This window comes from Paraburkholderia sp. RL17-337-BIB-A, from assembly GCF_046025895.1.
Classification (GTDB): domain Bacteria; phylum Pseudomonadota; class Gammaproteobacteria; order Burkholderiales; family Burkholderiaceae; genus Paraburkholderia; species Paraburkholderia fungorum_C.
The window spans coordinates 180,568-202,781 of sequence record NZ_JARESY010000001.1; the positions used below are offsets into that span (position 1 = coordinate 180,568).

At 59.4% G+C, this 22,214-nt stretch carries 14 protein-coding genes, 5 tRNA genes and 3 rRNA genes; 12 read left to right on the top strand and 10 right to left on the bottom strand.

The features are described from left to right. Positions 1-91: 91 nt before the first annotated feature. A complete protein-coding gene (locus P0D84_RS00825; protein ID WP_408331672.1) occupies positions 92-3,691 on the bottom strand; it encodes an indolepyruvate ferredoxin oxidoreductase family protein in 3,600 nt (1,199 codons plus the stop codon). A gap of 334 nt (positions 3,692-4,025) precedes the next feature. On the opposite strand from P0D84_RS00825, the gene P0D84_RS00830 reads away from it, so the two are divergent. Continuing rightward, positions 4,026-4,226 (top strand): hypothetical protein, encoded by a 201-nt coding sequence (locus tag P0D84_RS00830; protein WP_408331674.1) that lies wholly within the window; start codon positions 4,026-4,028, stop codon positions 4,224-4,226. Between the two features lie 137 nt (positions 4,227-4,363). Here the strand turns inward: P0D84_RS00830 and hppD are convergent, their stop codons facing one another. Then, complete coding sequence (gene hppD, locus P0D84_RS00835) at positions 4,364-5,461, bottom strand: 4-hydroxyphenylpyruvate dioxygenase (RefSeq protein ID WP_408331675.1); 1,098 nt, start codon at positions 5,459-5,461, stop codon at positions 4,364-4,366. Between the two features lie 163 nt (positions 5,462-5,624). On the opposite strand from hppD, the gene P0D84_RS00840 reads away from it, so the two are divergent. Next, positions 5,625-6,122 carry an Lrp/AsnC family transcriptional regulator gene (locus P0D84_RS00840; protein ID WP_408331677.1) on the top strand — a complete coding sequence of 166 codons (498 nt, stop codon included), beginning with the start codon at positions 5,625-5,627 and terminating at the stop codon, positions 6,120-6,122. Between the two features lie 83 nt (positions 6,123-6,205). Here P0D84_RS00840 and P0D84_RS00845 read toward each other — a convergent pair whose 3' ends face one another. The 8 genes from P0D84_RS00845 to paaA form a co-directional block, all read right to left on the bottom strand. Next, on the bottom strand, positions 6,206-6,874 hold the full coding sequence (locus P0D84_RS00845; RefSeq protein WP_408331679.1) for a GNAT family N-acetyltransferase: 669 nt from the start codon (positions 6,872-6,874) through the stop codon (positions 6,206-6,208). A 240-nt stretch (positions 6,875-7,114) separates the two neighbouring features. Further along, positions 7,115-7,723: a TetR/AcrR family transcriptional regulator gene (locus tag P0D84_RS00850; protein ID WP_408331681.1), complete on the bottom strand. Its 609-nt coding sequence runs from the start codon at positions 7,721-7,723 to the stop codon at positions 7,115-7,117. An 11-nt stretch (positions 7,724-7,734) separates the two neighbouring features. Beyond that, positions 7,735-8,550: a DUF1835 domain-containing protein gene (locus P0D84_RS00855; RefSeq protein ID WP_408331683.1), complete on the bottom strand. Its 816-nt coding sequence runs from the start codon at positions 8,548-8,550 to the stop codon at positions 7,735-7,737. 166 nt (positions 8,551-8,716) lie between these two features. Then, positions 8,717-9,805, bottom strand: a complete 1,089-nt coding sequence (gene paaE, locus P0D84_RS00860) for a 1,2-phenylacetyl-CoA epoxidase subunit PaaE (protein WP_408331685.1) — start codon at positions 9,803-9,805, stop codon at positions 8,717-8,719. A gap of 1 nt (position 9,806) precedes the next feature. Then, a complete protein-coding gene (gene paaD, locus P0D84_RS00865) occupies positions 9,807-10,352 on the bottom strand; it encodes a 1,2-phenylacetyl-CoA epoxidase subunit PaaD (protein ID WP_408331687.1) in 546 nt (181 codons plus the stop codon). Between the two features lie 31 nt (positions 10,353-10,383). Then, positions 10,384-11,187 (bottom strand): 1,2-phenylacetyl-CoA epoxidase subunit PaaC, encoded by an 804-nt coding sequence (gene paaC, locus P0D84_RS00870; RefSeq protein WP_408331689.1) that lies wholly within the window; start codon positions 11,185-11,187, stop codon positions 10,384-10,386. Between the two features lie 8 nt (positions 11,188-11,195). After that, a complete protein-coding gene (gene paaB, locus P0D84_RS00875; protein WP_408331691.1) occupies positions 11,196-11,480 on the bottom strand; it encodes a 1,2-phenylacetyl-CoA epoxidase subunit PaaB in 285 nt (94 codons plus the stop codon). A 39-nt stretch (positions 11,481-11,519) separates the two neighbouring features. Beyond that, the gene (gene paaA, locus P0D84_RS00880; RefSeq protein ID WP_408331693.1) at positions 11,520-12,518 is read right to left on the bottom strand and encodes a 1,2-phenylacetyl-CoA epoxidase subunit PaaA; all 999 of its coding nucleotides are present in this window, start codon (positions 12,516-12,518) and stop codon (positions 11,520-11,522) included. Positions 12,519-12,735: 217 nt separating this feature from the next. On the opposite strand from paaA, the gene P0D84_RS00885 reads away from it, so the two are divergent. The 10 genes from P0D84_RS00885 to P0D84_RS00930 all read left to right on the top strand — a co-directional run bounded on the left by P0D84_RS00885 (position 12,736) and on the right by P0D84_RS00930 (position 22,198). After that, positions 12,736-14,352 (top strand): NAD(P)/FAD-dependent oxidoreductase, encoded by a 1,617-nt coding sequence (locus tag P0D84_RS00885; RefSeq protein WP_408331695.1) that lies wholly within the window; start codon positions 12,736-12,738, stop codon positions 14,350-14,352. 323 nt (positions 14,353-14,675) lie between these two features. Next, a complete protein-coding gene (locus tag P0D84_RS00890) occupies positions 14,676-15,944 on the top strand; it encodes an SGNH/GDSL hydrolase family protein (RefSeq protein ID WP_408331697.1) in 1,269 nt (422 codons plus the stop codon). Between the two features lie 502 nt (positions 15,945-16,446). After that, a 16S ribosomal RNA gene (locus P0D84_RS00895) occupies positions 16,447-17,977 on the top strand. Between the two features lie 64 nt (positions 17,978-18,041). After that, positions 18,042-18,118, top strand: a tRNA-Ile gene (locus P0D84_RS00900). Between the two features lie 75 nt (positions 18,119-18,193). Beyond that, positions 18,194-18,269: transfer RNA gene (locus tag P0D84_RS00905), tRNA-Ala, on the top strand. Between the two features lie 337 nt (positions 18,270-18,606). Next, positions 18,607-21,485, top strand: a 23S ribosomal RNA gene (locus P0D84_RS00910). A 153-nt stretch (positions 21,486-21,638) separates the two neighbouring features. Continuing rightward, a 5S ribosomal RNA gene (gene rrf / locus P0D84_RS00915) occupies positions 21,639-21,751 on the top strand. The 16S, 23S and 5S rRNA genes sit together here with 5 tRNA genes alongside, the layout of an rRNA operon. Positions 21,752-21,906: 155 nt before the next feature. Then, positions 21,907-21,992 (top strand) — tRNA-Tyr (locus tag P0D84_RS00920). Between the two features lie 41 nt (positions 21,993-22,033). Continuing rightward, positions 22,034-22,107 (top strand) — tRNA-Gly (locus P0D84_RS00925). Positions 22,108-22,123: 16 nt separating this feature from the next. Continuing rightward, a tRNA-Thr gene (locus P0D84_RS00930) sits at positions 22,124-22,198 on the top strand. Positions 22,199-22,214: the final 16 nt, after the last annotated feature.

The following is a 22,214-nucleotide window of genomic DNA, read 5'->3' on the forward strand; positions in this document are numbered from 1 at the left end:
ACGTGTCGAAACAGGCAAAAAAAGGCGACTGTCCGCGAGGACAGTCGCCTTTTCCATTTCAGGCCAATACCCGCCGGTCAAGCCGGCGAGATCATGCCGCGTGCTGCGTCTTTCCCGTTTCCGGCGAGCGCCAGCGCGTCAGCAAACCGTTCCACTTGACCCGCACGCCCTTCAGATTATTTTCCTTCACGTGCCCGTAGCCGCGGATGCCGTCCGGCAGATTCGCCAGTTCGATCGCCAGTTCACGCTTCTGCGCGGTCAGCCCGCCGATCAGCTCACGCACCAGTGCTTCGTATTCGACGATCAGCGCGCGCTCCGTGCGACGCTCCTCCGTCTTGCCGAACACGTCGAACGCGGTCCCGCGCAGGAACTTGAGTTTTGCGAGCACGTGCATGGCGCTGAACACCCAAGACCCGTACTTCTTCTTCACCAGATGGCCTTGCGCGTCTTTCTTCGAGAACGTCGGCGGCGCGAGGTGAATGTGCAGCTTCCAGTCGCCTTCGAAATTCGCCTTTAGCTTTTCGATAAACGCCGGGTCGCTGTAGAGTCGCGCGACTTCGTACTCGTCCTTGTAAGCCATCAGCTTGTGAAGGTTCTTTGCGACCACTTCGGTCAACGGCAACTGGCCGTCGATCGAATCGAGCGCTGACTCCGCCACACGCACTTGTGACACCAGATCCCGATACCGCCTTGCATACGCGTCGTTTTGCCATGCTGCAAGATAGTCGGCGCGTTTATCGATCAGCGTGTCGAGCGCCTTCGGTGTGTGCAGCGAGATGATCTTGCTGCTCGCCGTCTCTGCTGCGGCACCGCGTCCTTGCGACTGCGCGAGCTTGCGCACCGCAGCCAGATCATGCGCGGCGCGGCGGCCCCATTCGAATGCGGCACGGTTCTTTTCGATCTGCACGTTGTTCAGTTCGATTGCGCGCATCAGCGACTGATAGGTCAGCGGCACCCAACCGCGTTGCCATGCGTAGCCGAGCACGAACGGATTCGTGTAGATCGCATCGCCGAGCAGCGCCACAGCGAAGTGATTCGCGTCGACCATATCGACGCCGTCGTCGCCCGCGCCAGCACGCACGTCCGCTTCGGTGCTGCTGCCTGGGAAGCGCCAGTTCGGGTTCTTGATGAGTTCAGCGGTCGGCGTGTGCGCGCTATTGAGCACGACACGGGTGCGGCCCACCTGCATCCGCGAGACGCATTCGTCGCTGGCGGTGACGATCGCGTCGCAGCCGATCACGAGACTTGCTTCGCCCATTGCGATGCGGGTCGCGTGAATGTCGGCCGGGTTCTGGGCGATCTGCACGTGACTCATGACGGCGCCGCCCTTTTGCGCGAGGCCGGTGACGTCGAGTACCGTGACGCCCTTGTTTTCCAGGTGCGCGGCCATGCCGAGCAAGGCACCGATCGTTACGACGCCCGTGCCGCCGACGCCCGTCACCAGCACCCCATAGGGGCGCGCAATCGATGGGAGTTCGGGTTCAGGCACCGGCGGCATCGCGTCACCGACGATGCCCGAAGCCGCCTTCGGCTTGCGCAACTGACCCCCTTCGACGGATACGAAGCTTGGGCAGAACCCGTTCACGCACGAGAAGTCCTTGTTGCAGGTCGACTGATTAATCTGGCGTTTGGTGCCGTACTCGGTATCCAGCGGTTCCACGGACAGGCAATTTGACTTCACCGAACAATCGCCGCAGCCTTCGCACACCGCTTCGTTGATCACGACACGGCGCGCCGGATCCGGATACGTGCCGCGCTTCCTGCGGCGGCGTTTCTCCGTCGCACAGGTCTGGTCATAGATCAGGATCGTGGTGCCGGAAATCTCGCGAAGCTGACGCTGAACTTCGTCGAGCTTGTCGCGATGGTGAATGTCGATGCCGGGTGCGAGGCCGACGTTCGCGGCGTACTTCTCCGGTTCATCGGTGACGATCACGATCTTCGTCGCGCCTTCGGCGGCGAGTTGATGCGTAATCTGCGGCACGGTCAGCACGCCGTCGACCGGCTGGCCGCCCGTCATCGCGACCGCGTCGTTATAGAGAATCTTGTAGGTGATGTTCGCCTTCGACGCGATTGCCGCGCGAATCGCGAGCAGGCCCGAGTGGAAGTAAGTGCCGTCGCCGAGGTTGGCGAACACGTGCTTGTCGTTGCTGAACGGCGCCTGACCGATCCACGCCACGCCTTCGCCGCCCATCTGGCTGAAGGTGCTGGTGCTGCGGTCCATCCACACGGTCATGTAGTGGCAGCCGATACCGGCCATTGCACGTGAACCTTCTGGCACATTGGTCGACGTGTTGTGCGGGCAGCCCGAGCAGAACCACGGCTTGCGCTCGGCTTCGACGCGCGGACGCGCCAAGGCTTTTTCCTTCGCTTCGATTACCGCGATGCGCGTCGCAATTCGCGCACGTACGTCGGACGGCAGGTCGAACTTGTCTAGCCGCGTGGCAATTGCCTTGGCGATGATCGCGGGCGACAGCTCGTAGTGGGCCGGCAGCAGCCAGTTGCCCATCGGCACCGACCATTCGCCGCCCGCACCGTCTTTTTCATCGAACTTGCCGAACACGCGCGGACGCTGCGCATCGGGCCAGTTGTACAGTTCTTCCTTGATCGCGTATTCGAGGATCTGGCGTTTTTCTTCAACCACCAGAATTTCCTCGAGACCGCGCGCGAACGCTTGCGCACCTTGCGCCTCGAGCGGCCATACACAGCCGACCTTATACAGACGGATGCCGATGCGCGAACAGGTTTCGTCGTCGAGACCGAGATCGGTGAGTGCCTGACGCACATCGAGATACGCCTTGCCGCCGGTCATGATGCCAAAGCGCGCATGCGGTGAATCGATTTCGACGCGGTCCAGTTTGTTCGCGCGTACATAGGCGAGCGCCGCGTACCACTTGTAGTCGAGCAGACGCGCCTCCTGCACCAGCGGCGGATCCGGCCAGCGAATATTCAGCCCGCCTTCGGGCATCGCGAAGTCGTCGGGCAGAATGATTTTCGTGCGATGCGGATCGATATCGACCGAAGCCGACGATTCGACCACGTCGGTCACGCACTTCATGGCCACCCACAGGCCGGAATAGCGGCTCATCGCCCAGCCATGCAGGCCGAAGTCCAGATATTCCTGCACGTTCGATGGAAACAGTACCGGCAGGCCACACGCCTTGAAGATGTGTTCCGACTGGTGTGCGAGCGTCGAGGATTTAGCGGCATGGTCGTCGCCGGCGAGCACGAGAACGCCGCCGTGTTGCGCCGAGCCAGCCGAATTGCCGTGCTTGAAGACGTCGCCGGAGCGGTCGACGCCCGGGCCCTTGCCGTACCACATCGAGAACACGCCATCGTACTTGGCGCTCGGGTACAGATTGACCTGCTGTGAACCCCACACGGCGGTCGCCGCGAGGTCTTCGTTGACGCCGGGTTGGAACACGACGCGATGCGCGGCGAGATGCTGTTTCGCCTTCCACAAGGATTGGTCGAGTCCGCCAAGCGGCGATCCACGGTAACCGGAAATGAAGCCGGCGGTATTGAGCCCGGCGGCCTGGTCGCGTTGCTGCTGCAGCATCGGCAGACGCACCAGCGCCTGGATCCCGCTCATGTACGCGCGGCCGCGTTCGAGGGTGTATTTGTCGTCGAGCGTGACGGAAGATAGCGCGGCTTCGAGCGAGGCTCGCTGACCTGCGTCTAGCGGGGCATTCATTATGTGTACTCCTCCAACCAGGTTTGGGATCACCAAAACTTTTTTGGGCCGCGGCATCTTGTGAATGCTTGGGGCCGGGGTCGCCATATTGACGTGTTTTAAGTGATGGTAGCACTGGTAAAAACCCGCCGCAGCCCGTAGGGGATGTCCCAGCACGGAACTTCACCGAATTGCGTCCGGCGCCGCAATCCACTGTAACAAGCTGTAAAAGCTACAAATCTGCGGAACCGCAGTGGAAATGTCTGTCTAACAGCCCACCTGCGAGCAATGTCTGCGCAACGCTCCGCATTCGGCGGGGCTTCAGGGCAGCAGGGCAGTTAGAAAAGGAGCACGCATGAACACTAGAAACATCCAGACTTTCCTGATGGTTTCGGCCGCATTCTTCGCCATGAGCGCGCCGGTGCGCTCGAATTCGAACAGCGCAGGGACGCTGTCGAATGCGATCACCAGCACGGCGCAAGTCACGCCCGCACGTATTGCGGTGGAGCGCGTTGCCCGATCCACCCTGGCCGGCGAGGAAGACCAGAATTCGTGATGCGTTGCTGATGCGGCGCGTCGGTTGAAAATCGGCTGTTGTCCGGGCGTCGGAGAACGGCACAAACGGCGAAGGGCGAGGATCTTGCGATCCTCGCCTTTTTTATATCTCTCAGATTCCGCGCCGGCCTTCAGCCTTCAAGCCTTGTCCTGAACCACGCCACGGCGAATCTGGTCCAGCTCGATCGATTCGAACAGTGCCTTGAAATTGCCCTCGCCGAAGCCCTGATTGCCTTTTCGCTGGATGATCTCGAAGAAGATCGGTCCGATCTGGTTTTCGGTGAAGATCTGCAGCAGCAGATCGTCGGGTGCTCCGTCGATCAGGATCTTGCGCTTACGCAATTCGTCGAGCGGCTCACCGTGGTTCGGCACGCGGCGATCGACCAGTTCATAGTACGTGTCGATCGTATCGAGCAGCGAGATGTTCGCCGCGCGCAAACCGTCCACGGTGCGGTAGATGTCGTTACTGCCCAGCGCGATGTGCTGGATGCCTTCGCCGTGATACGCGTCCAGATATTCCTGGATCTGACCAGCCACGTCGGAACCTTCCTCATTGATCGGAATGCGGATCTTGCCGCACGGCGAGGTCATCGCCTTCGATTTGACGCCGGTCACCTTGCCTTCGATGTCGAAGTAACGCACTTCCCGGAAGTTGAACAGACGCTCGTAGAACTCCGCCCATTCCTGCATGCGCCCGCGATGGACGTTGTGTGTGAGGTGATCGATGTAGGTCAGGCCGTGGCCGACCGGATTCGGATTCGCGCCGGGAATCGGTTCGAAGTCGACGTCGTAAATATCGATGTTGCCAATGCTGTTCGGCTCAGCGCCGTTCTTGCCGCGCCAGCGGTCGACGAAATAGATCAGCGAGTCGCCGATGCCCTTGATTGCCGGGATGTTCAGTTCCATCGGGCCGGTCTTGTTGTCGAAGCCCCAGGCGCCTTTTTCCAGGGCCTGCTGGTAAGCCTTCGCCGCGTCTTGCACACGGAATGCGATCGCGCAGATCGACGGGCCATGCAGACGCGTGAAACGTTGCGCGAACGAATCCTGTTCCCCGTTGACGATGAAGTTGATTTCGCCCTGGCGATATAGCGTCACGTCTTTATGACGATGCCGGGCGACGGCGGTGAAGCCCATCTGTTCGAACAGCTTGCCGAGTGCTTTCGGGTCCGGTGCGGTGTATTCGATGAACTCGAAGCCGTCAGTGCCGACCGGGTTTTCCCAAGTTGAAACCTGCATTGTCTGTCTCCTCTAAGCGCGGGCGCGGGGTGTGCGATTGAGCGCGGCTGAACTGAATGACGCAAGTGTAAAGGCCGGTTAGTGACGAAAACTTGCGAACTTAATCTCCCGCCGCTACGCTGGCGCTATTTTCTAGCTCAATTTTTTACTTGGACGGCAGAAAATGGCCAATATAGAGATAGATGCCATCGACCGGCGCATTCTGGCGATTCTTCAGGAGAATGGCAGGCTGTCGAATCAGGAGATCGCCGAGCGCGTCAATCTGTCGCCGAGTCCATGCCTGCGGCGTATCCGTCGGCTGGAAGAAAGCGGGGTGATTCGCGGCTATGTCGCGCTGCTAGATGCGCAAAAGCTTGGGCTCGATCTGCTGGCCTACGTCAACGTGCGGCTGGAAAAGCGCAGCGGTCCGGCACTCAGTCCGCGCGGCGACGCCACGCATGCCGATCTGTTCCGCGCAGCGGTGCAGACATGGCCAGAAGTGGTCGCATGTCACGCGATGACCGGTGACATGGATTACCTGTTGCGTGTGCAGGTCGAGGATATGGCGCACTTTTCACGTTTCGTGCAGGACCAGTTGCTGCACCATCCATCTGTAATCGACGTGAAGACGAGCTTTTCGCTCGAGAAATTCAAGGAGACAACGGCTTTGCCGATTTTGTGAGCGCGGGGCGGCAGCGGGCGGTGCGATACGCAAACAAAAAGGGCAGCCACAAGGCCGCCCTTTTTTGCCGACGCGCAGACCGGTTAAGCGGCTTCGGCTGTCGGCAAGAACGATTCGAACAATTTCGACGCGTGACGCGCCTGGCGCTTGAGTGCGTAGTCGAACACAGCGGCTTGTTCCTGCAGCATCTCAGCGATGATGCTCGATTGATCCGCCGGCGGCAGCGTCAGATAGGCGTCTGCTTCGCCATACGCGTATTCGATCTTCATGCCGGCCTTCTTCGCGATATGCATCATGGTCGAATTACGCGACAGGCAGTGCATGTAAAGCGTGGTGACATGGGTGTTGCGGCTGCGGATGGCGGCGCGTTCGAAGAGCTTCGAGCCAATGCCTTGCCCGCGGACGCTTTCCAGCACCGACACGCCGAACTCGGCGGTGCGCTTATCGCCTTCGGCAGGCAAATACGCGAGATGACCGACGCCAGTGAGTTGCAACTGACTATTGAACACGCCGAAAACCGTGTCGCGCGTGAAATCGATCGCGCGGACGTAGTTTTCAATGACGTGGTTCGGCACGATCTGGCCGAAGCGCAGAAGGCGATCGTCCTCGTCGAGCGAAAGGAAGTGCGCCAGCAGTCGTTCGCGATCGACGGCGGTGAGTTCGCGGACCAGAGCAGGTGCACGACCGGCTGGCTGCGACAGACGACCGTGCGCGACGATCGGCTCAGCGGCGCGGGGTGTAATCATGTTCATGGTCAGGTTCTCCTTTTAATCGAGCGGCGTGCTGCACCGCAAAAACGATTTTAGCGGAAACCCTGACTCTGCACTAGGGAAAACCCGTATTAAAACTGAGGCGAATGCCTAAAAAGTTGCCGACCTATTTTTAGAGTATTGATTATTAAAGATAAATAAATTGAACGAGCGTTCGTGACAAGCTGTCGCGTCCAGGCAACTCGCGGCAATTGTCCCTTTTGGTGATGTTGCTATGCGCAATCAGACTTCTGCAGCGCTGAGTCCGTGGTCCACCATATTGACCACCTGCTCGGCAAATTCCCGGTAGCCCATGCGGCCGTCCGGCTTGAGCCAGGTGAATGTCCAATTGATCATGCCGAACACCATCATGGTGAGGGCGGTCTGGTTTTCGCGCGTGGCGCGTTCCGGATAGGCGCGCGCCAACTGCCGCGCAAACGCCGCGACCACGTCGCGCTGGCGGTTCAGGATAACTTCCCGCTGGCTGTCGACCAGATACTTTACGTCGTTCAGCAGAGCGACGTGCCGGCTATGCGAGGTCTCGTACTCGGACAGAAACGCGCGGATCAGCTCCGCGAAGGTTTCCCGCTCCGACAGTCCGCGACGTTGGCTCGCGCCCTCTACCTCGGCGATGATCAGCATCAGCCGCTTGGTGTAGCGGTCCAGGAGATCGAACAGGATCGCTTCCTTGCTGGCGTAGTAGTGGTACAGGCGCGCTTTCGAGGTGCCGCTCGCGGCGGCGAGGTCGGCCATCGAGGTGCTCGGGTAGCTGGTCTGCGCGAATTTCGCCGCCGCTAGTTCGAGAATCTGATCGCGCTGGGTTTCGTGGTCGGGGGCTCGGGTGCGGGCCATAGTTGTCTATTTTATTGGTGTGGACAGGGGGCAAGCGCCGCGCACAGTTGCAGCGTGCGCCACGCGCTCGCGTCGCCACGCAGCTTGATACGGCGCGTCGCGGCCAGTTCGCGGAAGCGCCACAGCACGATGCTGTCGCTTACCAGATACCAGAGTTCGGCGATCATCAGTTCGGCGGCAACGCGCGCGGCGGGTTGCCAGTCACCGGTGACGTGTTCGAGAATCAGCGCGTCCAGATCGGCGAAGCTGCCGCTCGTGAAGGTGTTGGCGCGCCAGCGCCGTGTCTCGCCGTTTGCGTGTTTGGCCTCCTGCCATTCGAGCGCGAGCCGGCTGATGCGCAGAACTGAAATCGGCGCCGCATCCGACAGACGCCCCTGCAGTACAGCCGGCGCGAACATGCCGACGGAGGTCGCACGATCTTTGCGGCTATGGGCCCATGCACCCGGATCGGTGAGGTCGCGAATCGACAGACGCACTTCATTTAGCCTTTGCGGGCTGTTGCGCAGGTAGTAGCAGACGCGGCGCAACGTGAGTTGATCGGCTGCGCTTTCGCCGTGCCAGACCACCAGGTTCGCGTCACCGCGCGCGATGTTCTCCAGCGCTGCCGCCTGTTCGCGAAATTCCCGAAGAAAATCGCGCCTGGTGTCAGTGCTGACGCGGTCCCAGAATTCCGCCCGCACGTCGGGTCCGTCATCGATACCGCGCAGCGGACCGACCGCCAGGTCATCGCGCAGTGCGTGCACGCGTTCGTCGCGGCCCGCCTCGGCTAGCGCGGCGCGTAGTGACTCGGCGGCGACGTCGCCGTTGGTGAGGTGGATCGTGCTCATCGGCAGTGGCTTGGGCTGGCAAAAGACGCAAATAAGAACGCACATGACAAAAGGGGCCGCTCATCGATCGGGACAGATGTCCGATCGCGAGCGGCCCCTAGTGTAAGCGGATCGCGGACCTGCTGAAAGCGTCGCGGGCGTCGCAGAGTCCCCCGCCGCGCTCGACTCAACGCTCGTCGTAACTCACCACCACGCGGTCGCTGATCGGATGGCATTGGCAGGTCAGCACAAACCCGTCGCGGATTTCGTGTTCTTCCAGGGTGTAGTTCTTTTCCATCTTCAATTCACCTTCGAGCACCTTTGCGCGGCAGGTGCAGCAGACGCCGCCCTTGCACGCATAGGGCAGCGCGAGGCCGGCGCGCAAGCCGACGTCGAGCACGCTCACACCCTGATACGGCAGACGCAACTTGCGCCGTTTGCCGTCGAGGACGATCTCGAGGTCGGCGGCGGGGGTGTCGTCGGTGATTTCGACCGGGGGCACGCCCGCTTGCGGCAGCGGCGAACCGAAACGCTCCACATGCACTTTTTCCGCAGGCACGCCCGCGGCTTTCAAGGCGGCCTCGGCGGCATCCATCATCGGGCCGGGGCCGCAGATGAAGGCTTCGTCGATTGCATCGGCCGGCAGCAGGTTCTCGATGAAGGCCGCGCACTTCTGCTGGTCGAGCACGCCGTTGAACAGCTCGACGTCCTGCAGATCGTCGGATAGCACGTGATAAAGCACGAAGCGGTTCATGAAGCGGTTCTTCAGATCCTCGAGCTCTTCCGCGAACATGATCTGATCGACGCTGCGGTTGCCGTACACCAGGGTGAAGGTGCTGCGCGGCTCGACTTCCAGCGTGGTCTTGATGATCGCGAGCACCGGCGTGATGCCCGAACCACCGGAAAACGCGATGTACTGCTGGCCCTGGTCGGCGTTCAGATGGGTGAAGAAGCGGCCGTCCGGCGTCATCACGTCGATGGTGTGGCCGGGTTGCAGCGTGTCGAACGCGAAGTTCGAGAAGCGGCCGCCGCGCACGCGCTTGATGCCGATGCGCAGTTCGCCGTCGCGGTCGTAGTCGGTGACACCGACGCAGATCGAATACGAACGGCGCGTTTCCTCACCGTCGATGTGCGTCTTCAGCGTGACGAACTGGCCCTGCGTGAAGCGATAGTGATCGCGCAGTTCGACAGGGACTTCGAAGGCGACCGAGACCGCGTCGGCGGTTTCGGGCCGTACTTCGCGGATACGCAGCGGATGAAATTGCGGGGTGGCCATATCAGTATGGTTTGAAGTAGTCGAAGGGTTCGCGGCAGTCGAGACAGCGGTACAGCGCCTTGCAGGCCGTCGAGCCGAATTGCGCGAGGCGCTCGGTATGCGCTGAGCCGCAACGGGGGCACGACGGCGCCGGCAGCGCGCGCGGCACGAAGCGCATCACTTTTTCCTGCGGCGAAGGCGCCGCGCTGCCGCAATTGCCCGTGGGCGGCGCAATGCCGTAGGCGCGCAGTTTCTCGCGGGCTTCGGCAGTCATCCAGTCGGTGGTCCAGGCCGGCGCGAGCGCCGTGGCGATCCGATAGGGCTTTAGCTCAGCCACATCGAGCGCATGGGCAACGTCTTCGGCGATCTGCGACATCGCCGGGCAACCGGAATAGGTCGGCGTGATCACGACTTCGAGCGCGCCGTCGGCGGCACGGCGCACGTCGCGCAGAATGCCGAGTTCACGAATCGACACCACCGGGATCTCCGGATCGGGCACCGCTTCGAGCACTGCCCATGCGCGTTCGAGCGTGGCGTCGGCGGTGGGCGTGGCAGTCGAGGTCGTCATCGTCGAGTTCCGTTGGGTTGCGCTGAAGCGCTTACCAGGTGGCGCCGGGATGCTGGCGTGCGAGGCTTTGCATTTCAGCCAGTACGAAGCCCATGTGTTCCGAGTGCTCGCCATGCTTGCCGGTCGTGATGTGCTTGACCGGTTCCGGCAGGTTGAGTGTGGCTTCATCGAGCGTGGCCCGGACGTCTTCGAGCCATGCAGCTTCGAGGTCCGACGTCAGCGGTCCGATGCCGGCGGCGGCGATGGCTTCTTCCACCGCATCCGCGCTGAAAAACTCACGCGTGTACGGCAGCAGATAGTCGAGCGCGGCCTGTGCGCGGCGATGCGACTCGTCCGTGCCGTCGCCGAAACGGATTAGCCATTCGCTCGCGTGGTGCACGTGATAGCTGGCTTCCTTGATCGATTTCGAGGCGATCGCGGCGAGCTGTTCATCTTTGGACGCAGTGAGGGCGGTCCACACATGCGCCATCAGCGTCGAGTAGAGGAAATTGCGCACGATCGTGACCGCGTAGTCCTTCTCGGCTTGCGCGGTGCCGGCGAGCGGACCGTAGTGCGGCAACTCGGCCAGCGTGTAGTTGGCGAACTCGCGTTCGGCGCGAAAATACGCGTAATCGTCTTCCGTGCGGCTTTTGCCGGTGAGCTGCTGTTCCAACGAGGCTGCGTGCGTATACAGCATGCGCGCCTGGCCGATCAAATCGAGACTCATATTCGACAGCGCGATGTCCTCTTCGAGGATCGGGCCGTGGCCGCACCACTCGGCATTGCGCTGACCGAGGATCAGCGCGGTATCCGCGAGGCGCAGCACGTACTGCAGATGTTGGGGCGTGATGTTCATGGCCGCGCTTACATGTGGTTGACTTCGTCGGGGAGCGTGTAGAACGTCGGATGGCGGTAAATCTTGTCGCCAGCCGGTTCGAACAGCTCCGCCTTGTCTTCCGGCGCCGACGCCGTAATCGCCGAAGACGGCACCACCCAGATGCTCACGCCTTCCTGGCGGCGCGTGTAGACGTCGCGCGCCATGCGCAGCGCCATCGACGCGTCGGCGGCGTGCAGGCTGCCGCAGTGTTTATGGTCGAGTCCCTGCTTGCTGCGCACGAAGACTTCCCAAATCGGCCATTCCTTGTTCATTGCTGATCTCCTGATGCTTTGTCTGGTTTGTCGCCCAGGTCAGGCGGCTTGCTGTTGTGCGCGCTGGCGCTGCTTTTCGGCGTGGGCGAGGGCGGCTTCACGCACCCACGCGCCTTCGTTGTGAGCTTTCACGCGGGTCGCGAGGCGCTCGCGGTTGCACGGGCCGTCGCCGTTCACGACGCGCCAGAATTCTTCCCAGTCGATGTCGCCGTAGTCGTGGTGCCCACGGGCTTCGTTCCACTTCAGGTCCGGGTCCGGCAGCGTGACGCCGAGCACCTTGGCCTGGTCGACGGTAGCGTCGACGAATTTCTGACGCAGATCGTCATTGGAGATGCGCTTGATGCCCCATTTCGACGACTGGTTGCTGTGGATCGAGTCTTTGTCGCTCGGGCCGAACATCATCAGCACCGGCCACCACCAGCGGTTCACGGCTTGCTGTACCAACTCTCGTTGCGCATCAGTGCCGCTCATCATCGACATCAGTGCGTCGAAGCCTTGACGCTGGTGGAACGACTCTTCCTTACAGATACGGATCATGGCGCGCGCGTATGGGCCGTAAGTGCAGCGGCACAGCGGAATCTGATTCATGATCGCCGCGCCGTCCACCAGCCAGCCGATCACGCCGACGTCCGCCCAGGTCGGCGTTGGGTAATTGAAGATGCTGGAATATTTGGCTTTGCCCGAGTGCAGCGCCGCGATCAACTGATCGCGCGACACGCCGAGCGTTTCCGCCGAACTATATAAATAGAGGCCGTGACCGGCTTCGTCCTGCACTTTGGCCAGCAGGATCGCCTTGCGCTTCAGGCTGGGCGCGCGAGAAATCCAGTTGCCTTCCGGCAGCATGCCGACGATTTCAGAATGCGCGTGCTGCGAAATCTGCCGCACCAGCGTCTTGCGATAGGCCTCGGGCATCCAGTCCTGCGCCTCGATCTTGCCGTCGGCGGCCATGACGGCGTCGAATTGCGCCTGCTCGGGCGCACTCGCTGCAGTGTCGAACGGGGCGACATTGCCGGGGATATCCAGGGATTGCGTGTACATGGGGGACGCTCTCAGCGGAAGTTGTCTGTGTCTGCGCAGTATAAACCAACCGACCGGTCGGTTAATAAATTTTTTGAGACGGACCGTGATGACCGATAGTGAAACGAGGCGGCGATGGCGGAGGCGTTTCGCTTGCGCCGTCGCCCCGGGCCGACGCTTAACCTATAAAATTGCGAATTGGCCGCGATTTGCGGCCTTCCTGCAGCCCCCGGTACACATGTTACGTCTAAGCGAAATCAAACTCCCGCTCGATCATCCCGAAAGCGTTCTCGAAGCCGCCGTCCGCGCGCGCCTCGCTGAACTCGGCGTGGGCGACGACGGGCTCATCCGATACACCGTGTTCCGCCGCGCGCACGACGCGCGCAAGCGCGCCGACATCAAGCTCACATACATCGTCGACGTCGAAGTAAAGGATGAAGCGGCCGCGCTTAAGCGGCTCGCCGACGTACCGCACTGCGGTGTGACGCCGGACATGGCGTACCGTTTTGTCGCCAAGGCGCCGGCGCAGATGACCTCCCCGCGTCCGGTCGTGATCGGCATGGGGCCTTGCGGCCTGTTTGCCGGGCTGATTCTCGCCCAGATGGGCTTCCGTCCGATCATTCTTGAGCGCGGCAAGGCCGTGCGCGAGCGCACCAAGGATACTTTCGGGCTATGGCGCAAGTCGGTGCTCAACCCTGAATCGAACGTGCAGTTCGGCGAAGGCGGCGCGGGGACCTTCTCGGACGGCAAGCTCTACAGCCAGATCAAGGATCCGAAGCACTATGGCCGCAAGGTGCTCGATGAATTCGTCCGCGCGGGCGCGCCTGAGGACATTCTTTATCTGAGCCGGCCCCATATCGGCACGTTCCGGCTCGTCAGCATGGTCGAAAAGATGCGCGCGACCATCCACGAGCTGGGCGGCGAGGTGCGTTTCGAAGCGCGAGTCGACGATATCGACATCGATCAGGGCAAGGTGCGCGGGCTCAAACTGTCGACGGGCGAGGATTTGCGCTGTGATCATGTGGTGCTGGCGGTCGGCCATAGCGCGCGCGATACCTTCCAGATGCTGAGCGACCGCGGCGTTTATATCGAGGCGAAGCCGTTTTCGCTCGGGTTTCGGATCGAACATCCGCAAGGGTTGATCGATCGCAGCCGTTTCGGCAAGTTCGCCGGCCACAAGCAGTTGGGCGCCGCCGACTATAAGGTCGTGCATCATTGCAGCAACGGGCGCGCCGTTTACAGCTTCTGTATGTGTCCTGGCGGCACGGTGGTCGCGGCGACGTCCGAGCCGGGCCGCGTGGTGACCAACGGCATGAGCCAGTACTCACGGGCGGAGCGCAATGCGAATGCCGGGATCGTCGTCGGCATCACGCCGGACGATTATCCGGGCGGCCCGCTCGCGGGCATCGCCTTCCAGCGCAAGTGGGAAGAGCGGGCGTTCGAACTGGGCGGCGGCAACTATATGGCGCCGGGGCAACTGGTGGGCGACTTCATTGCCGGTCGGCCGTCTACGTCGCTGGGTTCGGTTGTGCCATCCTACAAGCCGGGCGTGCATCCTACCGATCTCAGCACGGCGCTGCCCGACTACGTGATCGAAGCCATCCGCGAAGCGTTGCCCGAGATGGACAAAAAGATCGCCGGGTTTGCCATGCATGACGCCGTGCTGACAGGCGTCGAGACGAGAACGTCGTCGCCGATTCGCGTGCGGCGCCGGGATGACTATCAAAGTATGAATGTCGAGGGCCTGTATCCGGCCGGTGAGGGAGCGGGGTATGCCGGCGGAATTTACTCGGCAGCCATCGACGGGATCGAAGTGGCCGAAGCGCTTGCGTTGAAGATGATTGGGGCTTGTTAAGCGCCTGATTTGTAATACGTTTGCGCTCGCGTCGGATGGTTGCGGCGCAGACGACCTGGTTCGGGGTGGGAAGTGTGAGATGGTGCCGATCAGCTGCTTTGCCAACGTCGCCGCTACAGTTCCTTGGGAGCGTTCTAGCGCGGGGCGAGCCGACTAGGTCCGGTTGTGCACAGTCCACTGGCTGTCCATATCGCGCTTGCGGTGCATTCGACCCGCAGCCGTACTGCCGGGCGCGGGGATCGCACGATTGGATCGCTCCTGGTTAGCCGCGGTGGTATGACGATCGGGCACAATGCACGTTTCGCCTCGAACCGACTACCCGAATGACCATTCGCACCCTGGCCGCCGCATGTGGCGCGGCGCTGCTTTGCCAATTTACCGTTTCCTCGACTGTTTTTGCCGCCGACGCCCCGACGCATTGGGTCACTGCATGGGCGACGGCGTTGCAGCCGATCCCGCAGCGGTCGGATTTGCCGCCGTTATATCGTGCCCCGGAGGTAGCAGGGCGTACGGTTCGCCAGATCATTTATCCGACGCTGTCCGGCAAATCCGCACGAGTCCATCTCAGCAATGAGTACGGCAAGACAGCGCTCGTGATCGAGGAGCTGCGCATTGCGCGCTCAGGCGGCGGCGCAGCGGCGCTGAGCAACGGCGAGACGCGCGTGACGTTTGGCGGTAAGAGCTTGGTGAGCATACCGGCGGGTGCGGAGTTGGACAGCGACCCGGTTCCTATCGATATTGCCGAAGGTGCGCCTTATGCGATCAGTGTATTCGCGGGGCCGGCACAACGGATCGTGGCGTGGCATCGAGTCTCGAATCAATTGAACTACGTGTCCGCGCCGGGTAACCACACGGCAGACACTTCCGCTGATTCGTTTCGTGCCCGGTTCACGCAATACGTGTGGGTGACAGGTTTGTCGGTGGACGCGCCGTCATCGGCTGCCGTTGCCGCGATCGGCGACTCGATCACCGACGGTATGCGCTCCAGTCTGAATCAGAATCGGCGGTGGCCCGACGCACTGGCGCGTCGGTTCGCCCGCAGCGGCGACCACTCGACGGCGATCGTGAATCTGGGTATCAGCGGCAATCGCTTACTGAGCGACTCACTTTGCTACGGCGACGCGCTCGTCCGGCGTTTCGACCGGGACGTGCTGGAACGCCCGGGCGTCAGGACGGCGATTTTGCTGATCGGTATCAACGACATCAACTTTGCGGAGATGCCGGCTCGTAACGGCCTTGACTGCGACTCCCCGCACACCTCGGTGACGGCCGCCGACCTGATTGGCGGCTACCAGCGGGTGATTGCGGATGCGCGGCACCGCGGCGTGAAAGTGTTCGGCGCAACCGTGACGCCGGCATCGCTGCCGGCGTCACGGGAGACGATCCGGCTTGCGGTCAACCAGTGGATTCGAACCAGCCACGCTTTCGACGGCGTTGTAGATTTCGACGCCGCGTTGCGCGACCCGGCGCAACCGAGTCACCTGCAGCGCACCCTTGACAGTGGCGACCATATTCATCCCAGCGACGCCGGCTACGCTGCAATGGCCGAAGCGATTCCGGTGGCTGCCTTGGTGAACTCAACCCGGAAGTGAGCCGCCAAAAAAGATTTTCGTCAAACCCTTGTCACGTGGCTGATGTTCACCTATAGTTCGCCTCCTCGTTTGCGAACGAGCGCCGCGGTAGAAACCAGCGGCCGTAGCGGCAACAAGGTTTTAAGCGAAAGCAAAAAATGTTGTTGACGAAACGAAAAAGAGGCCTCATAATCTCGTTTCTCTGCTGCTGATGCAGCGACGCAGAACGAAGCGGTACCGGGTGGTTGTGGTGTTGGAGTTTGATACCAGCAGCGCGCGGTGCGGTTCCGGTAGTGAATGCGGACTCGATCTTTAAAAATTAACAGCCGATAAGTGTGGGCGCTTGATGCGCGACGCGCAGTGAACTCTTCGGGGTTTGCTGGAAGCGAAAGTATCAAGTCTCACACAGTAATGAAAGGAAGGTTTTCCTGCTGGGGTGGAAACACGCTGGCAGGAGGATCATTCGTCAGTACGTTGAGTGAGCGACCGGTTCGTAACAGAACCGAAAAACAGTAACAGGTTTGAACTGAAGAGTTTGATCCTGGCTCAGATTGAACGCTGGCGGCATGCCTTACACATGCAAGTCGAACGGCAGCACGGGGGCAACCCTGGTGGCGAGTGGCGAACGGGTGAGTAATACATCGGAACGTGTCCTGTAGTGGGGGATAGCCCGGCGAAAGCCGGATTAATACCGCATACGCTCTACGGAGGAAAGGGGGGGATCGCAAGACCTCCCGCTACAGGGGCGGCCGATGGCAGATTAGCTAGTTGGTGGGGTAAAGGCCTACCAAGGCGACGATCTGTAGCTGGTCTGAGAGGACGACCAGCCACACTGGGACTGAGACACGGCCCAGACTCCTACGGGAGGCAGCAGTGGGGAATTTTGGACAATGGGCGCAAGCCTGATCCAGCAATGCCGCGTGTGTGAAGAAGGCCTTCGGGTTGTAAAGCACTTTTGTCCGGAAAGAAAACCTCTGGGTTAATACCCCGGGGGGATGACGGTACCGGAAGAATAAGCACCGGCTAACTACGTGCCAGCAGCCGCGGTAATACGTAGGGTGCAAGCGTTAATCGGAATTACTGGGCGTAAAGCGTGCGCAGGCGGTCCGCTAAGACAGATGTGAAATCCCCGGGCTTAACCTGGGAACTGCATTTGTGACTGGCGGGCTAGAGTATGGCAGAGGGGGGTAGAATTCCACGTGTAGCAGTGAAATGCGTAGAGATGTGGAGGAATACCGATGGCGAAGGCAGCCCCCTGGGCCAATACTGACGCTCATGCACGAAAGCGTGGGGAGCAAACAGGATTAGATACCCTGGTAGTCCACGCCCTAAACGATGTCAACTAGTTGTCGGGTCTTCATTGACTTGGTAACGTAGCTAACGCGTGAAGTTGACCGCCTGGGGAGTACGGTCGCAAGATTAAAACTCAAAGGAATTGACGGGGACCCGCACAAGCGGTGGATGATGTGGATTAATTCGATGCAACGCGAAAAACCTTACCTACCCTTGACATGTATGGAATCCTGCTGAGAGGTGGGAGTGCCCGAAAGGGAGCCATAACACAGGTGCTGCATGGCTGTCGTCAGCTCGTGTCGTGAGATGTTGGGTTAAGTCCCGCAACGAGCGCAACCCTTGTCCCTAGTTGCTACGCAAGAGCACTCTAGGGAGACTGCCGGTGACAAACCGGAGGAAGGTGGGGATGACGTCAAGTCCTCATGGCCCTTATGGGTAGGGCTTCACACGTCATACAATGGTCGGAACAGAGGGTCGCCAACCCGCGAGGGGGAGCCAATCCCAGAAAACCGATCGTAGTCCGGATCGCACTCTGCAACTCGAGTGCGTGAAGCTGGAATCGCTAGTAATCGCGGATCAGCATGCCGCGGTGAATACGTTCCCGGGTCTTGTACACACCGCCCGTCACACCATGGGAGTGGGTTTTACCAGAAGTGGCTAGTCTAACCGCAAGGAGGACGGTCACCACGGTAGGATTCATGACTGGGGTGAAGTCGTAACAAGGTAGCCGTATCGGAAGGTGCGGCTGGATCACCTCCTTTCTCGAGCTAACGTGTCAATGCGTTGAGCGCTCACGCTTATCGGCTGTGAAAAAGACAGACTCAGGGGTCTGTAGCTCAGTTGGTTAGAGCACCGTCTTGATAAGGCGGGGGTCGATGGTTCGAATCCATCCAGACCCACCACTGTTTCTGCGGTGGCTGCGCTAATGACTGAAACCCCTGGGGCATCAATACAGATAGCAATATCTGTGTGTGACTGGGGGATTAGCTCAGCTGGGAGAGCACCTGCTTTGCAAGCAGGGGGTCGTCGGTTCGATCCCGTCATCCTCCACCAATCTTCAATGCCGGTTTTACTGCGGCGGACCTTGCAAGAGGTTTGCGGTGTAGTGAAACAGGCATTGGCGATTGAGCCAGTCAGAGTGATAGGTGGTCATAGCGACCATCATATCGGCTGTCGTTCTTTAACAATCAGGAAGAAGTAGTAAAGAGATTCACGAAAGATCACTTAGAGATGGGTGGTTGAGTAGGTGAATCAGGGTTGTGATTGTATCAATGTATGAAAAGGTAATCGAAAGATTGCCTTGGAATACGGCGCAACACGAATACTCAACCTGTAGCGATTGTGGCGAGGCATGGATCTTCGGATCGGTGTTGAGACACACCCGTTATAGGGTCAAGCGAACAAGTGCATGTGGTGGATGCCTTGGCGATCACAGGCGATGAAGGACGCGGTAGCCTGCGAAAAGCGACGGGGAGCTGGCAAACGAGCTTTGATCCGTCGATGTCCGAATGGGGAAACCCACCTCTTTTGAGGTATCCGTGACTGAATACATAGGTCACGAGAAGCGAACGCGGTGAACTGAAACATCTAAGTAACCGCAGGAAAAGAAATCAACCGAGATTCCCAGAGTAGTGGCGAGCGAAATGGGATCAGCCTGTACTCTTTATCTTCATTGTTAGTCGAAGGCTCTGGAAAGTGCCGCCATAGCAGGTGATAGCCCTGTAGACGAAAACAGCGAGGAAGAACTGGGTGTACGACAAGTAGGGCGGGACACGTGAAATCCTGTCTGAAGATGGGGGGACCATCCTCCAAGGCTAAATACTCGTGATCGACCGATAGTGAACCAGTACCGTGAGGGAAAGGCGAAAAGAACCCCGGGAGGGGAGTGAAATAGATCCTGAAACCGCATGCATACAAACAGTCGGAGCCTCGTAAGGGGTGACGGCGTACCTTTTGTATAATGGGTCAGCGACTTACATTCAGTGGCAAGCTTAACCGATTAGGGCAGGCGTAGCGAAAGCGAGTCCGAACAGGGCGTTCAGTCGCTGGGTGTAGACCCGAAACCAGGTGATCTATCCATGGCCAGGATGAAGGTGCGGTAACACGTACTGGAGGTCCGAACCCACTAACGTTGAAAAGTTAGGGGATGAGCTGTGGATAGGGGTGAAAGGCTAAACAAACCTGGAAATAGCTGGTTCTCTCCGAAAACTATTTAGGTAGTGCCTCGTGTATCACCTTCGGGGGTAGAGCACTGTCATGGTTGTGGGGTCCATTGCGGATTACTACGCCATAGCAAACTCCGAATACCGAAGAGTGCAATCACGGGAGACAGACATCGGGTGCTAACGTCCGGTGTCAAGAGGGAAACAACCCAGACCGCCAGCTAAGGTCCCCAAATATTGCTAAGTGGGAAACGAAGTGGGAAGGCTAAAACAGTCAGGAGGTTGGCTTAGAAGCAGCCATCCTTTAAAGAAAGCGTAATAGCTCACTGATCGAGTCGTCCTGCGCGGAAGATGTAACGGGGCTAAGCAATATACCGAAGCTGCGGATGCACATTTATGTGCATGGTAGGAGAGCGTTCCGTAAGCCTGCGAAGGTGCATTGAAAAGTGCGCTGGAGGTATCGGAAGTGCGAATGCTGACATGAGTAGCGATAAAGGGGGTGAAAGGCCCCCTCGCCGTAAGCCCAAGGTTTCCTACGCAACGTTCATCGGCGTAGGGTGAGTCGGCCCCTAAGGCGAGGCAGAAATGCGTAGCTGATGGGAAGCAGGTTAATATTCCTGCACCATTGTTAAATGCGATGGGGGGACGGATCGCGGAAGGTTGTCCGGGTGTTGGAAGTCCCGGTCGCTGCGTTGGAGAAGGCACTCAGGCAAATCCGGGTGCGTAATTCAAGGGCGTGGCGCCATTCACTTAGGTGAAGAAGCAATCGGAAGTGGTTCCAAGAAAAGCCTCTAAGCTTCAGTTTAACAAGACCGTACCGCAAACCGACACAGGTGGGCGAGATGAGTATTCTAAGGCGCTTGAGAGAACTCGGGAGAAGGAACTCGGCAAATTGGTACCGTAACTTCGGGATAAGGTACGCCCCTGTAGCCTGACGCGCCTGCGCGCTTAGGGTGAAGGGGTTGCAATAAACTGGTGGCTGCGACTGTTTAATAAAAACACAGCACTCTGCAAACACGAAAGTGGACGTATAGGGTGTGACGCCTGCCCGGTGCCGGAAGATTAAATGATGGGGTGCAAGCTCTTGATTGAAGTCCCGGTAAACGGCGGCCGTAACTATAACGGTCCTAAGGTAGCGAAATTCCTTGTCGGGTAAGTTCCGACCTGCACGAATGGCGTAACGATGGCCACACTGTCTCCTCCCGAGACTCAGCGAAGTTGAAGTGTTTGTGATGATGCAATCTCCCCGCGGCTAGACGGAAAGACCCCATGAACCTTTACTGTAGCTTTGCATTGGACTTTGAACCGGTCTGTGTAGGATAGGTGGGAGGCTTTGAAGCGTGGACGCCAGTCTGCGTGGAGCCGCCCTTGAAATACCACCCTGGTTTGTTTGAGGTTCTAACCTTGGTCCGTGATCCGGATCGGGGACAGTGCATGGTAGGCAGTTTGACTGGGGCGGTCTCCTCCCAAAGTGTAACGGAGGAGTACGAAGGTACGCTAGGTACGGTCGGAAATCGTGCTGATAGTGCAATGGCATAAGCGTGCTTAACTGCGAGACCGACAAGTCGAGCAGGTGCGAAAGCAGGTCATAGTGATCCGGTGGTTCTGTATGGAAGGGCCATCGCTCAACGGATAAAAGGTACTCTGGGGATAACAGGCTGATACCGCCCAAGAGTTCATATCGACGGCGGTGTTTGGCACCTCGATGTCGGCTCATCTCATCCTGGGGCTGTAGCCGGTCCCAAGGGTATGGCTGTTCGCCATTTAAAGAGGTACGTGAGCTGGGTTTAAAACGTCGTGAGACAGTTTGGTCCCTATCTGCCGTGGGCGCTGGATATTTGAAGGGGGCTGCTCCTAGTACGAGAGGACCGGAGTGGACGAACCTCTGGTGTACCGGTTGTCACGCCAGTGGCATCGCCGGGTAGCTATGTTCGGAAGAGATAACCGCTGAAAGCATCTAAGCGGGAAACTCGCCTTAAGATGAGATATCCCCGGGGCTTCGAGCCCCTTGAAGGGTCGTTCAAGACCAGGACGTTGATAGGTCAGGTGTGGAAGCGCAGTAATGCGTTAAGCTAACTGATACTAATTGCCCGTAAGGCTTGATCCTATAACCGGTGTGTTTTACTACGCCACGGTTGAGATCACGTGTTGTGCCAGAAACAGCACAACCCCAACAGCTTTACCCCTGGTGAGCATCACCAGAAACTACTTCTTCCAGATTGGTTGTACTGCTCCACGAGCAGTGCGACAACAAGTCATGCCTGATGACCATAGCGAGTCGGTCCCACCCCTTCCCATCCCGAACAGGACCGTGAAACGACTCCACGCCGATGATAGTGCGGATTCCCGTGTGAAAGTAGGTAATCGTCAGGCTCCCCTGCAGCAACAGAAACCCCACCCCAAAAAGTGGGGTTTCTGCGTTTTCGGCAGCGTTCGAAATCACTATATAAGTGAGAGCTATGAGTTTGGAACGGTCAAGCAAGCCTTGACAGTAAGCGGTTGTTCCCTCATAATCATCAGTTCTCTGCGGAGGGGTGCCCGAGTGGCTAAAGGGGGCAGACTGTAAATCTGTTGGCTTACGCCTACGTTGGTTCGAATCCAACCTCCTCCACCAGAATGCAAGTTGTAGCAGTAGTTGGGAATCCATAAATCCTTGCGGGTGTAGCTCAATGGTAGAGCAGAAGCCTTCCAAGCTTACGACGAGGGTTCGATTCCCTTCACCCGCTCCAGTAACAACGAAGTAGCGCCCATGTGGCTCAGTGGTAGAGCACTCCCTTGGTAAGGGAGAGGTCGGCAGTTCGATCCTGCCCATGGGCACCAGAAGTACTCGGTGATT